The organism is Pseudoalteromonas sp. PPB1, from assembly GCF_015356275.1.
Taxonomy (GTDB): domain Bacteria; phylum Pseudomonadota; class Gammaproteobacteria; order Enterobacterales; family Alteromonadaceae; genus Pseudoalteromonas; species Pseudoalteromonas rubra_D.
Map to the genome: position 1 here is coordinate 156470 of NZ_JACEQV010000013.1, position 13564 is coordinate 170033.

At 51.1% G+C, this 13564-nt stretch carries 9 protein-coding genes and 2 pseudogenes; 8 read left to right on the forward strand and 3 right to left on the reverse strand.

All coding sequences use genetic code 11. The features are described 5' to 3' along the window. Nucleotides 1-20: 20 nt before the first annotated feature. The 5 genes from IY568_RS14785 (at nucleotide 21) to IY568_RS14805 (ending at nucleotide 6520) form a co-directional block, all read left to right on the forward strand. Nucleotides 21-1274 (forward strand): lipopolysaccharide biosynthesis protein, encoded by a 1254-nt coding sequence (locus tag IY568_RS14785; RefSeq protein WP_194867987.1) that lies wholly within the window; start codon nucleotides 21-23, stop codon nucleotides 1272-1274. Between the two features lie 13 nt (nucleotides 1275-1287). After that, nucleotides 1288-2310, forward strand: coding sequence for a glycosyltransferase family 2 protein (locus IY568_RS14790; protein ID WP_125562966.1), 1023 nt, complete (start codon nucleotides 1288-1290; stop codon nucleotides 2308-2310). A gap of 257 nt (nucleotides 2311-2567) precedes the next feature. Further along, a complete protein-coding gene (locus IY568_RS14795) occupies nucleotides 2568-3836 on the forward strand; it encodes a polysaccharide biosynthesis/export family protein (protein WP_138538538.1) in 1269 nt (422 codons plus the stop codon). Next, nucleotides 3833-5224, forward strand: a complete 1392-nt coding sequence (locus tag IY568_RS14800) for a GumC family protein (protein ID WP_125562970.1) — start codon at nucleotides 3833-3835, stop codon at nucleotides 5222-5224. Before IY568_RS14795 ends, IY568_RS14800 begins: the two co-directional genes overlap by 4 nt. 12 nt (nucleotides 5225-5236) lie before the next feature. Beyond that, on the forward strand, nucleotides 5237-6520 hold the full coding sequence (locus IY568_RS14805) for an O-antigen ligase family protein (RefSeq protein WP_049863805.1): 1284 nt from the start codon (nucleotides 5237-5239) through the stop codon (nucleotides 6518-6520). Here the strand turns inward: IY568_RS14805 and IY568_RS14810 are convergent. Both IY568_RS14810 and IY568_RS14815 read right to left on the reverse strand, forming a co-directional pair. Continuing rightward, nucleotides 6454-6960 carry an NYN domain-containing protein gene (locus tag IY568_RS14810; RefSeq protein WP_010384104.1) on the reverse strand — a complete coding sequence of 169 codons (507 nt, stop codon included), beginning with the start codon at nucleotides 6958-6960 and terminating at the stop codon, nucleotides 6454-6456. The genes IY568_RS14805 and IY568_RS14810 overlap by 67 nt on opposite strands. A gap of 25 nt (nucleotides 6961-6985) precedes the next feature. Continuing rightward, nucleotides 6986-7324: a hypothetical protein gene (locus IY568_RS14815; protein ID WP_125562972.1), complete on the reverse strand. Its 339-nt coding sequence runs from the start codon at nucleotides 7322-7324 to the stop codon at nucleotides 6986-6988. Between the two features lie 172 nt (nucleotides 7325-7496). On the opposite strand from IY568_RS14815, the gene IY568_RS14820 reads away from it, so the two are divergent. Beyond that, nucleotides 7497-10145, forward strand: coding sequence for a purple acid phosphatase family protein (locus IY568_RS14820; protein ID WP_194867988.1), 2649 nt, complete (start codon nucleotides 7497-7499; stop codon nucleotides 10143-10145). Nucleotides 10146-10312: 167 nt separating this feature from the next. After that, on the forward strand, nucleotides 10313-11932 hold the full coding sequence (locus IY568_RS14825) for an FAD-binding protein (protein WP_194867989.1): 1620 nt from the start codon (nucleotides 10313-10315) through the stop codon (nucleotides 11930-11932). A 45-nt stretch (nucleotides 11933-11977) separates the two neighbouring features. On the opposite strand, the pseudogene IY568_RS14830 reads toward IY568_RS14825, so the two are convergent. Then, nucleotides 11978-12874: pseudogene (locus IY568_RS14830) on the reverse strand (amidohydrolase); the annotation flags it as partial. A gap of 66 nt (nucleotides 12875-12940) precedes the next feature. On the opposite strand from IY568_RS14830, the pseudogene IY568_RS24805 reads away from it, so the two are divergent. Beyond that, nucleotides 12941-13564 (forward strand): annotated as a pseudogene (locus IY568_RS24805) (transposase); the annotation flags it as partial.

Sequence of the window (13564 nt, forward strand, 5' to 3'; positions counted from 1 at the left end):
ATAAAAAAGAGCGCGATACCATGACTCATTCATCCAGCACAATGCGGAACCTGCTCAGCAACACGTCGTACCTGATTGGTGCAGAAGTGGTTGCCAAGGCTTCGCGGCTGATCAGCATCATGGCCATGGCAGCCTGCTTGTCTGCGACCGAATATGGTACAGCCATGCTTGCGCTGACACTGCATGAAGTGCTGAGACTACTGCTTCGCTCAGGCGCGGGGGCACAGGTGATCCGTGCCAGCGATGATGAATTGCCCGCATTTTTAAAAAATGGTTTATTACTTCAATGGCTGCTTTGTGGCGCTTTGTGTGTGGTGCAAATACTTGTTGCACTGGCGAGTACCTGGATATTTCCTGGCCAGGACATGACGCACCTGGTCGCCCTGATGGCCCTGACTTACTTGGTTTTCCCGTTGGTGTGTAATCAGGTTTTTCTGATGCAACGCCGGAACCAGATGGGTTTGTTTGGCCTGATCAGCAGCGTCTGTATCATCACCGAAAACCTCGCCCTGGCCGCTGCACTTTATCTTGATGCAGGCCTGCTGGCCGTCGTGGTTGGTAAATGGGCATTCACGTTACTGTGGCTTGGCTGCTTTGCCTTCATGCAGTCTTCGCCCCTGGCTGGCGCCTACAGTCGGGCCGTTTTTTCCCGGCTGCTGCGGGCATCAACACAACTTGCTGGCAGTGAGATCCTGCGCTCACTGCGTGTCAACATGGACATGTTTGTGGCGGCTCGCCTGCTAACCCCAGAGCTGTTCGGTTTATATAGTTTTGCTAAAAGTGTGGGCGTCGGGCTGGCCATATCCGTGGCCCAAGCCTACACCACCGCGCTCTACCCGTTTGTCTGCAAACTAAAAAATGCAGGCAGCTTTGAGCGCAGACATCGTCACCTGTTGCTGGCCATCACAGCTGCTGTCTCTGTCATTTTCATTGTTCAGGCGTTACTGGTGCCCTGGTACGTGCCGGTGTTATTCAGCGACAACTGGCAAGGCAGCTTTACCACCAGCGCACTGCTGTGCCTGATAGCGACAACGACCGTGTGGGTAGATAGCTACGCAGTGATGCTTCGCGCCAATGGTCGTTATGCACGAGAGTGCCAGCTTAACGCTTATTGTTTACTGATTTCTCTGGCAGGGCTGTTAATGATACAGCCAGGTCAACCCGTTTTACTTGCTGCTGTTTTGGTCAGTTGCAGTGCTTTGTGGCTGCTCTTTCCGGCGGCAGACATTGCGCTGAAACACTTTCACGTCAGCGCAGCAAAATCTTCTTCATGATCCGGAGCCCATTATGACTAACTATGTAATTAACTCAAAACCCGTTGTCAGTATCATCATCCCTATGTACAACGTTGAAAAGTATATCGATAAATGTATCTGCTCGGTACTTAACCAGACCTATCAGAATTTTGAAGTGATCTGTGTTGATGATGGCTGCAGTGACAACACACTCAGCTATCTTAGGGACTATAAAGATCATCGCATCAATATCATTCGTCAGCAAAATCGCGGCTTATCCGGGGCCCGTAATACCGGGATCCGTAATGCAAGAGGCGTATACATTGCCTTGCTGGATGCAGATGACTATTGGGCAGTCGATAAACTCGAAAAACACATTGCCCACCTAAATCGTCATCCTCATGTTGATGTCAGCTACTGTCCTTCGCTGTTTGTCGATGATGACAATAAACAACTGGGCATTGGCCAGTTTCCCAAGTTGAACAACATAGATGCCAAGACCATTTTTTGTCGTAACCCCGTTGGTAATGGCTCTGCACCGGTGATCCGTGCCTCTGCGCTGGAAAAAGTGGCATTTCACGATGAGACCCGCAGCTGGAGACAGTACTTTGATGAAAACCTGAGACAATCTGAGGACATTGAGATGTGGCTGCGCCTGGCACTATACACTCAGGCCACCTTCGCCGGGATCCCTGAGCCGTTGACTTATTATCGCGTCAACGCCAGTGGCCTGTCAGCCAATTTGCAAAAGCAATATCAGAGCTGGGAAACCGCGGTCAATAAGCATCGCCGCAGTCATGCACAGTTTTTCAAACAGTGTGGATCACTTGCGCGCGCTTACCAGCTCAGATACCTGAGTCGTCGTGCCGTGCAGTCACGTAACACATCTGCCGCACTGAAGCTGATACATCAGGCGTTATTCACCGATATTCGCATACTGTTCGAAGAGCCTGGTCGCACAGCACTCACCTGGTGTTGTGCCCTGACCAGCCTGTTGCCAAAGTCGCTGTACAATCGCGCAGAAAAACTGGCGATGCGCACAGTGGGTCAGTCAAATAAACACCCTGCGGGCTAACCCTTCGCTCCCGGGCCTGCGATTATCAGTATATCGTAATGATAAGCTGATAGCGCACCTCGTACCTGAGGCCCTTAAGCCAGCTGTTGCTGGCTTCTTTTCATTTTGAAACTGCTTTGCAAAATACAAAAAACCACGCAAAAACCCGCCCCAAAAAACCTTAAACATTTGATTATTATAAATTTTAAAAGTTGGCTCAAATTATGCTCTTCTCTTATTAAGACCACTTAGAGAGACAGACCTCCAAGGAGCACATTATGAGACCAGCCACTTCAATCACAGCCCTGATGACCCGCACTTGTGCGCTCGTACTGTGTGTGCTTGGTACAGGATGCACACTCAGCCCGGACTATAATGACGAGGACTTCTATGGCATGCCGCATGCGGTTGGCACGCAATTCGGTCAGTCTAACTCCGTGTTTGCCTCTCGCCTGACCTGCACCGACGCGGACAACTTTGCAGCCGCAGCGAATTATCGCATCGACCAGCCTATTCCACTTGCCGCACCAGGCCTGAATCCTTATGAATCCAGTCACCGTGGGGTATTCGGCGCTGCACCACTGAGCCCGGGTGACCTAATCCAGGTCAGAATGGAATACGGTGAGGGCTTCAATGGTGACTATGTACTGGACAGCTCTGGCGCACTGACACTGCCCGTTATCGAGCCCATCTATGCCGCGGGCCTGACCACCAAAGCGCTGGCACAAAAAGTTGAGCTGGCGCTGATCCGGGCCAAAATTTTCCGTGCTCAAACGTTAGATGTCACGGTAAAAGTAAAAACCTGGGCGGCCATTGAAGTCCCGGTGTCTGGCGCAGTGTTTTCACCGGGCCGGGTCACCATCAATGCAAAATTACCTGAGCAGTTATTAGATCAGCAAGTCGCCGCGTCAGGTGATCACTCTAAGCAGCGTCTGCTGTCTGAAGCGATACGTGCTGCTGCCGGCGTACGTCCTGATGCCAAACTGGACCAGGTGATTCTGGTACGTCAGGGCTGGCGCATTGAAGCAGATTTGACCGGCATCATGACCGGACAGCCCGTTTCTGACCACGTACTTATTGCCGGCGATCAGGTCATTGTACCGAGCACCGGGTGTTTTCAACCAAATCTGGTGAAACCGTCGCAGATCACGCCAAAAGGGTTTCGGGTCTTTATGTCTAACCTGATTGACTCGTCGATGAGTAACGCCAATGCGGCAATCGGTCGTTTTTCCAGTAACCTGCCATATGGCACCCGGTTATTGCAGGCCGCAATTTCAGCCAACTGTGTGGGCGGTAAAGAATACACCAATGCACCACGTCGCGTCGTACTGGTCAGCAACCACCCATTGACAGGCCAAACCCAGGTCGTCGAGCGCTCCGTAGAAGAGCTGATGCGGATGTCTTATCGCGATCATGTTAACCCTTATGTCATGCCGAATGATGCGATTGCCTGCTATGATTCAGATATCACTAATTTGCGTGATATCGCAAAGACGCTGCTCGATATTGTGGCACCCTTCTCTTTGTTGAGTAAGGAGGACTCATGAACACGCAACTACAAGTAACCACACCGTACTCACGGTTCAGGGCGGCGGTTTACCGCACCCTGCACAAACCTTATCTGGTGACCTGCCTGGTCAGCTATGCTGTGATTTTGCTGCTGGTTTTCGCTTACCTGCAACAACCCGCAAAATACCGCAGCGACCTGGACATGGTGTTACCTGGCACAGGCGCAAACAGTAATGTATCGCTGGATGAAGTTGGTCAGGTGGTGTCATCCACCAGCGCACCGTTTGGCAAGGGTTACAATCCCAGAGTGAATTACAAAGAAATGCTGATGAGTAAAAACCTGCTAGAGAATGCGGCCAACTCTATGGGCATGACAGCCAAAGCGTTTGGCCGTCCAAAAGTGCGTCTGACTGAGCAAACCTCAATCCTGAAAATTGAGATCACCGGGGCCAGCCCGCGTATCGCCGAGAAAAAAGCCTGGGCTTTATACAACGCATTGCAGGACCAGCTTGATCATCTTCGCGCCGATGAAGTCCAGCGTCGTGATGCCAGCATCAAGTCAGTATTAGATCAGTACAGAGAGCGACTTAATCTTACCCGCAGCAACATTACCGACTTTCAGCAACGCTCTTTGCTGATCAGCCGGGATCAGCTTGACCAGCAAATGCGTACGCTGACAAACCTGAAAGAACAGGTTGCCATCGTTAAAGCCGAAATTGGCCGTGCTGAGTATTTTGTCAGCCAGCTCAGCGTCGATTTAGGCGTATCCCCTTCCATGGCAGGTCAGGCCTTTGTCCTGCAATCTGATGGTGAGTTCAGAGCCTATTTGTCTGAACTAGATAAAAGTGCCGCTCAGTTAAGCGAATACCGCTCTCGCTGGGACGATGGTCATCCCATGGTAAAAGCGGAGCTGGCGCGTTTTGAGCAGTCAAAACTGGCGCTCAGAACCCGCTCGGAAGGTCTGGTCGGGATCAATGCAGCCCATGCATTTCACACCACAGATCTGGCGTCTAACCCGAATCGCGCACAACTGTTTGCGGATCTGATCAGTGCGTTTGCCGCCAAAAAAGGGTCTGAAGCAAAATTGATTGAGCTGGAGAATGAGGTTCAGTTACTCAATGAAAAGCTCAAAGTGTACGCCAGAGAAGCAGCCGAGCTGGAGCGTCTGGAGCGTGAGTTTGATTTGGCAAAAGCAGTATTCACCTCAGCGGTGGCGCGTCTCGAAGCCGGTAAAGCGGATATTTTTGCATCGTATCCGGTGATCCAGCTGATGTCACCACCGTCATTGCCTGTGAACTCATTCTCACCGAAAAAATCCATTGCCGTAGCAGCAGCTTTGGCCGCAATGATCTTCTTATCAATGGGCGTGTTAATGATCAACAAACGCCGGGTGATCATTTCCGCTGTGATGAAACAGCCAGACTAGCCGGAGGCAAGCATGCTATTCACCGCCTATTTACCCTTCAAGGACAAGCGCTTTATCAGCACAGAAGAAAAGTTGGTCTGGGCGGGTCTGGTGCTTACCTACCCCACTTTTATGCTGGGCATGCTGTATGTGATGGGCTCCATCATCGGCTGGTTGATTTTTATGGTGGTCTTAATGCGCTGCTATCTGGACCTGCGTGCTAAGCCTCGCCCACTGTCACCGATGATCTGGATGTGGATCATCGCCATGTTACTGATGCTCGTGGCTTTGCTGGTCGCACACAGCGAATGGTCTTTGGGCACCGGACAAACCATTAAGTCCACCATTGGCTGGATGAAGGGCTGGGCACTGCTGGCTATTTTTCCTGTCATTGCGGCACTTGCAAAGATCCGCAAAGAAGTGGTGATCCGCGGAGTCTGTATTGTCGCCATTCACACGCTGATTTTCTCTTTTATTTCAGTGGCATTTTATGTCGTCAAGTTACCCGGTGATATTTTCCTGTCGCCATTGAAGGTCATCGGCGGACCAGGGGAAAGCTTTTTCATGGTCAGCTTTTACGGCATTAACCCCGAGACGGGTGCCGGGCGCTGGCGCTTCTTTACACCCTGGGCACCGGCGGCCGGATTTATGGCCTGCATTTACTTGGTCTTTTGTCTGCAAGAAACAAACAGCCGAATTCGCCGCTGGGCCATTGCTGGCTGCTGGGCCATGCTATTGTTATCGCAATCCCGTGCTGGCATCGCCATTTTCATTATGCTGTTTCCATTGGTGCTGTTCAGCGATAAGTTTAAAGAGCCCTGGATGCTGCTACTGCTTGGGATTACCGTACCCATCATATTGCTACTCGGTGAACCCATCTACAATTCAATCATGGATTCTTACGAGGCCGTGAAACAACAGCGCCCAGGCTCTACCAGAGTGCGCAAAGCGCTGGCCAACATTGCCATTCAACGCTGGCAGGCAGAAGCGCCTATCTGGGGCCATGGCATTGTTGAGCGCGGGCCCAAAATGGTGGAATTTATGCCGATTGGCTCACACCACAGCTGGTATGGGCTGTTGTTTGTCAAAGGTATGGTTGGCGCGGTTGCGCTGGCTGTCCCTATGCTGGTTTCGAGTGTCTATTTGCTGTGGGCATCGCAAGATTCAAAAACAGCGCAGACTGCGCTGTGTCTGATGGCGGTGTTGGTCTGCTACAGCTTTTTTGAGAATTTGGAGATCCTGTCGTATCTCTACTGGCCTGCCCTGTTGTGGTTTGGTTTTGCATTTAGCAACAAACGCTCATCAATGGCAATGTAACGGGTGGCTGCGCGCTTCAGCGAGTTAGCAGTGAGCTGAGGCACGCCGTACACTTCGACCTCACAGTTATGACGGCTGCGAATACGCTCGGCGAGTAAGTCAAAGTCGCCATCCCCGGTCAGCAACACCACCACATCACAATGTGGCGCACACTCCATGGCATCCAGGGTGATCCCCACATCCCAGTCACATTTGGCCGAGCCATCGGCGCGCTGAATATAGGGCTTTTGTTTAACCTCAAAGCCGATGGCTCTGAGAATATTCTGAAACTGTTGCTGCTTAGGCGCATTGGGCTCGCTGGAATAGGCCAAAGCACGATACAAAGTGCGGTCTTTTAATACCGTCTCCCAGAAGCCGTTATAATCAAAGCTTCTGCCATAGGCCTGTCTGGTGGTGTAGTAAATGTTCTGGACATCGACCAGAATGGCGATTTTTTTCATGCTGTTACGGACCTTTTAGGTTCATTCATGATGACGGCCGTGCACCACACTGAGTGTCAATGAATGCATTTATGCCCTCGTAATAAAATTGCTTGCCCAGCTCGGGCTGTTGTGTGATTGCCTTACCCAGTGCAGCCAGCAACGTGTCCGGGTTCCAGGCTTGCAGACACTGGCTATCAACCCCATGCGGTGGATTCAGTTTGAGCGCATCAAGAAAGCCAAATAAATAACCCTGGCAACCCTGCCTGAGTGCACTGTGCTGCTCGGAGCGACAGTCATCGACAAAGTGCATAAGCCGACTTGGCTGATAAGCCTCACTGTGAAAACTTAACCAGGCCAACGTAAAGATCACTCTTACCCGCACATTAGGCTCCCTCTCATCAGGCTGCGTATCGGCTGCATATGGCCCTACTATATCACAGCCCCCTGCCAGTGAGGGTCATAAATAAGACGTTAAAAGTTCACAACGTTTACATTCCCAATACACTTGTTCCCCGGATAATCCCGCGTTTCGTTTAATTACCAAGGAAACTACTATGACCTATTCTCTGCGAATACTGTCTCTGGGCCTGGTGCTGGCGCTCAGTCAGGCACACGCCCACACCGAAGGGCTTGCAGTCCACCCCTATTTGCAATCTGCAACCCCGACCAGCATCTGGATCAAATGGGAAACCAGCAGTGGTGATGAGTCCATCGTAGAATGGGGCACCAGCGCTGAGCTGGGCCAGCAAGCCAGCGGCACCAGTGAAACCGGTTATCTGCTGAGTCGTATCCATGAGGTCCAATTAACAAATCTTGCACCGGATAGCGTGTATTTCTACCGGGTCAGAACCGGTGATACTTACAGTCATGTTCATAAGTTCAGGACTCCACCGCTGGCATCTGCAGAAAAAAACAGTCGTATTCTGGCGGTCAGTGACATGCAACGCGACTCCAGTAACCCGGGGAAGTTCAGCGAGATCATTAACCAGGGTGTCTTGCCTTATGTGCAACAGGCACTGGGACTTGAGTTGCACGATGGCCTGAATATGACCCTGATCCCCGGCGATTTAGTCGACAATGGCCAGGATTACAACAGCTGGCGCACCAGCTTCTTTTCACCCATTGCAGCGCTGGCCAGCTCAGTGCCGCTGTATCCTGCCCCCGGCAATCACGAGCGTGATACTCCAACCTACTTTAAATACTTCCGGCTGCCAGAAAACGGCACACCCGGCTATGAAGAACACTGGTGGTATCAGGACCATTCCAATATCCGGGTGCTGTCACTCGACACCAATACCAATTACCGTATTGATGAACAGCTCGTCTGGCTGGATAAAGTACTGGCTGAAACCTGTCTGCGTGCGCAAACCGATTTTGTCTTCGCGCAGATGCACCACCCACATAAATCTGAAATGTGGATTGCCGGTGAGACCGATTACAGCGGCAAAATTGTTGAACGCCTTGAGGCCTTTTCAACGCGCTGCAACAAACCGAGTATTCACTTTTTTGGCCACACTCACGCCTATTCTCGCGGCACCAGCCGGGATCACAATCACACTATGGTGAATGTGGCTTCCGCAGGGGGCAACCTGGATTACTTTGGCGAGTTTGCCCAGCGCGACTACACGGAATTCTCAGTCAGTGAAGACGAATATGGCTTTGTGGTGGTAGATGTTACCGCCGGTGACAATCCGGCTTTCGAACTTAAACGCATTTCAATGGGCGATGAGCAGGTGCCACTGAACAGTCAAATCAAGGACACACTGACTGTACGGTTAAACAACACTGTACCGTTTACGCCTGAAATATTGGCCCCCACAGGACAAGTCCCGGCCAGTTGTGCCAACGCTGTCGCAACCTTATTTGCAGATCCCGATAAAGATCTGTTTGGTGCTGCGCATTGGCAATTGAGCAGTCACTGCGATGACTTCAGCCAGCCGCTGATCGATACCTGGTATCAGCATGAAAATATCTGGGATGGGGTTGATACCCGTGCCGGCCTTGCGCCTAACCGCTTTGCACTGGGTCAGCTCACGCCTGGCGCGCAGTATTGCGTTCGCATGCGCATGCGAGACCGCTCGCTGGCCTGGAGTGACTGGTCACAACCACAGTCATTTACCACCACTGATAGCACACAACTGACCGACAACCTGCTACAAAACCCAGGCGCAGAACTGGGCACCGACAGCTGGCTAGGTGAAGGGCCGTTGGAAAGCCTGACAGATAAAGCCTGTGGTTCCGTTTCCCCTTATCAGGGTGAACGCTTCTTTGCCGTCGGTGGTGTTTGTGATAATGAACGCCAAAGCGGACGCGCATATCAGCGTGTTGATGTCAGCAACTGGGCTGCCAATATTGACAATGGCACCCTAAAAGCCCTGTACTCGGGCATGCTACGTAGCTGGGGTGGCAGCGATATTCCCGCTTTTGCCCTTGAATTTCGTGATGCAGATCTGGCGCTGTTGAGCAGCACACCCGAAGTTAAAGGCGGGACTGCCAGCTGGCAGGCCTATGTCCAGGAAGCGCCGCTGCCCGCCAATACCCGTTATATCGATTTCGTCCTGACAGGCCAGCGTACCAGTGGTACCGACAATGACAGCTATTTTGACAACTTAGCACTCAAGCTGGCCGAGCAAAGTGACTGCGCCACAGTGTCGGATCAGGGACCTGCTGGCGTGGCGGAAGAATACATTACTCAGCAACCTGGCAACTCAGCCAATCTGCTGCAAAACCCGGGTGCTGAAGCTGGTATTCAGGGCTGGAGCGGCGCCGGTCCGGTGGAGTCTCTGGCCGCTCAACAATGTGACTCGATCCCTCCTGCGACTGGCGAGCGGTTTTTTGCCGTCGGTGGCGTGTGTGCAGGGGAGTCTGCTCAGGGACAGATCAGTCAGACACTGTCTGTACAGCACTACAGCCGATTAATCGAAGCAGGCCGGGTCAGCGTCAGTTATGGCGGTCAACTTCGCAATTACAGTGGTAAGGATGTGCCCGCCATTCAGCTGCGTTTCCTCGATAATCGTAGTCAAAGGTTGAGTGACAGTGAAAAACTCAGCACCACAGCTGCACAATGGACAACCCTATCCGGGCAAACACGACTACCCAAAGGGACAGCCTATATTGAGTTTGTCCTACAAGGGACGCGTAATCAGGGCAGCGACAATGACAGCTACTTTGATGATTTGAACTTGCAAATACTTGTTGATTAAGCCATCCGCCGCCGATCTACATCGGCGGCATCTTGAACTTTTCGCATCATGACACTTTTTTGATTGTTTTTTACACTTTCCCGGTCCGGTATCTGATACATTCAATTTGCGTAAAAATCATCCCATTTACGTCCCCTCATTTTATACAACATAAAAAGGAAGTGTTTATGGAACACAATAAAAAGCAATCAGGCGAACATATCGCCACCTCACGACGTCAATTTCTCAAATCATCTCTCGCTATGGGCGGTGCCGTTGGTGCAGCCCCACTGATGCTCAGCAACCCCGCTGCCGCCAGTCCTCAGTATGGTCAGTATCACAAAGTGTATGCCGACGACCCCAGATATCTCTCTATGCTCACCGGTTCTAACCTGAGGTTTCCCAATCAGCCTGGCTATATCGCGGCATGCAGCTCCGCCCATGAAGTGTACATGGCAGCCAGGGAAGCCGTGGCAAATAACCTCAGGCTCACTGTGCGCTCTGGGGGACATTGCTATGAAGGCTTTGTGGTGAATGATCAGGGTGTGGTTATTGACCTCAGCAATATGGATCGAGTCTATCGCAGCGATGATCACTATGTCGTTGAAGCAGGCGCTTCTTTAGGACATACCTATAAAACCCTGTTTAAGGAATTTGGCGTGATCATTCCCGGCGGCTCCTGCTTTGGCGTCGGTGTTGGTGGTCACGTTTGCGGTGGCGGATTCGGCATTCATTCCAGACAATACGGACTCAGCAGTGACTATCTGGTGGGAGTGGAATTAATCACCTTTGATCAATGGGGCGGACAGGCCAACTATCCGCGCAGCTATTTTAAAGGTCAATCAGCAAAAGCTGACGAAATTGTCTGGGCACATCAGGGTGGTGGGGGAGGCAACTTCGGCATAGTGACTAAGTATTTCTTCAAAGACCTGCCCCCTGTGCCGGCATATATCCACCTACAGGAAATTGCCCTGCCCTGGCACTTGTTCGATTATAATCAGTTCGCCCAGCTACTGCGTAATTATGGTGAATTCTGGTACACACATAACGGCCCCGATAGCCGATTTAATGCATTACACACTTCCATGGCACTACCCAACTCAGTGGCTGGCAGCGGCGACATTCGACTATCCCTGTATTGTAGTGGCGATCCTGCCCTGATTGATGAATTTATCGATGCCTTGTTTACCCCAGAACAACTCACGGAGGCAAAAAAGGGGCTACGTACCACCAATCATATGGGCCTGCAGGAACAGGAAAACGCCCCTCAACGTCCGGTGCCGCCGGGCAGTTATTTTAGCATGCCCTGGTGGTATGGCACTCAGTATGGCGCTGGGACACTGGTTGGCGCACGGGGTAAGAATAAATCGGCTTATATGAAACAACCTTTTCCCGACGCACAAATTCAAACACTCTGGCAAACACTGCGCCATGGCGACTATCTGAGCCCAGGCGGCATGTTGCAGTTGTCTTCTTATGGTGGCCAGATCAACGCGTTATCGGATACCGACACTGCTGTTTCCCACCGCGATTCCATTATGAAACTTCAGTATCAGACCTACTGGTTTGATGCAGCTCAGGACCCCTACCACATTGGCTGGATCAATGGCTTTTATCATGCCATGTACGGCGCTAAGGGGCCGCTGGCCGACGAAGTGATGGATGGCTGTTATGTGAATTATGCCGATGTCGATATCCCGAACTGGCAGCATTTATATTACAAACACAACTATGCGAAACTTCAACAAGTTAAACGCAAGCTAGATCCTCATAACAAGCTCAACCATGCTCAGTCTATAGAGGTTTAGCGGATTATTTTTGAGGCCTTTCCATGGCCTCTTTCTGCCACTGCTCTACTTAGCTTGTGTCATATAGTCCAGAGTAAACTGGGTGAGTGCCTGCGTGCCCAGCTTAAACGCCGATTCGTCGGCCATGAAATAAGGGGAATGATTACTGGCCGCATTTCGGGGATCAACGCCTTTTGCCGTTCCGCCCAGAAAAACGAACAACCCGGGCACTTCCATGGCATAAAATGAGAAGTCTTCAGCCCCCGTCACCTTAGGCATTTCAATCATGCCCTGTGCACCAAACACCTTCTCTAATGTTGGTAACATTTGCTCTGTCAGAGCCGGATCGTTCACGGTTACCGGATAACCTTCGATGATGTTCACTTCTGCGGTATTGCCAGAAGCCTGTGCAATATGCTTCGCAGTGTGGGTAATTTTATCGAAGATCTGTGCCCGGTTGTCCATGTCAAAGTTACGAATGGTCCCCACCATATTCACCTCTTCGGGAATAATGTTATTACGCACCCCACCGGCAATTTTGCCAAATGACACAATAGCTGGCTCTTTGGTGATATTGATCTGACGGCTGACGATATGATTCACCCCGGAGACAATTTGCGCAGCGGCGGCAATGGGATCGGCACCTGCCCAGGGGGTGGAACCATGGGTTTGCTCTCCTTTCACACTGATCTCAAAACGATCGGCACTGGCCATAGTCGGGCCACTGCGATACCCCAGCTGACCGACATTGAGCTTAGAGGTAATGTGTAAACCAAATGCCACTTCCGGCTGATACTTTTTAAAAATCCCCTCTTTGAGCATCAACTCAGCCCCGCCTTCTTCCCCTTCTGGTGCGCCTTCTTCAGCAGGCTGAAAGACAAACATCACGTTACCGGCCAACTCACCACGCATCCCTGCCAGCACCTCAGCGGCGCCCATTAACATGGCGACATGGGTGTCATGTGTTGTGATTCAATAAAACCGGACACTATTTTAGGTGGTATTATTACCACTCAATGAGAGGTGTCTATGACCAGAAAACGTCGTACTTTTACACAGGAATTTAAGGTGGAAGCGGCCGCCTTGGTACTCGATAAAGGATATTCAGTGCCCGAAGCATGTCGGTCTCTGGATGTCGGTGAAACGGCTTTGAGGCGCTGGATCCAGCAGCTGAAGCAAGAGCGTGGTGGTGAAACACCCCAGTCCAAGGCTCTAACGCCTGAGCAGCAGAAAATTCAAGAACTTGAAGCACGAATTGATCGCTTGGAACGTGAAAAGTCCATACTAAAAAAGGCTACAGCTCTCTTGATGTCAGACGAGATGAACAATACTCGATAGTAGACCAGTTAAGTGAGCTTGAGCCTGTTGAATTGGTCTGCGAAACCTTTGGTGTTCCGCGTTCAAGTTATTACGACTATAAACATCGAGTGAAGTCTAACAATACCGATGAACTTGCGTTACGAGCCAAGATAAACGAGCTATTCACATTAAGCCGGAATTCAGCGGGAAGTCGAACAATCATGGCGATGCTGGCTGACTCAGGAATAAAAGCAGGTCTTTTCAAAATCAGGCGCGTTATGAAGGATATGCAGCTCATATGCAAGCAACCAGGTTCACATAGCTATAAAAAAGCAACCGTTGAACGGCCGGATA

Bases quoted from the DNA above. Each gene is read 5' to 3' on its own strand.
- IY568_RS14785 (WP_194867987.1), top strand. From the start codon at position 21: ATGACTCATTCATCCAGCACAATGCGGAACCTGCTCAGCAACACGTCG.
- IY568_RS14790 (WP_125562966.1), top strand. From the start codon at position 1,288: ATGACTAACTATGTAATTAACTCAAAACCCGTTGTCAGTATCATCATC.
- IY568_RS14795 (WP_138538538.1), top strand. From the start codon at position 2,568: ATGAGACCAGCCACTTCAATCACAGCCCTGATGACCCGCACTTGTGCG.
- IY568_RS14800 (WP_125562970.1), top strand. From the start codon at position 3,833: ATGAACACGCAACTACAAGTAACCACACCGTACTCACGGTTCAGGGCG.
- IY568_RS14805 (WP_049863805.1), top strand. From the start codon at position 5,237: ATGCTATTCACCGCCTATTTACCCTTCAAGGACAAGCGCTTTATCAGC.
- IY568_RS14810 (WP_010384104.1), bottom strand. From the start codon at position 6,960: ATGAAAAAAATCGCCATTCTGGTCGATGTCCAGAACATTTACTACACC.
- IY568_RS14820 (WP_194867988.1), top strand. From the start codon at position 7,497: ATGACCTATTCTCTGCGAATACTGTCTCTGGGCCTGGTGCTGGCGCTC.
- IY568_RS14825 (WP_194867989.1), top strand. From the start codon at position 10,313: ATGGAACACAATAAAAAGCAATCAGGCGAACATATCGCCACCTCACGA.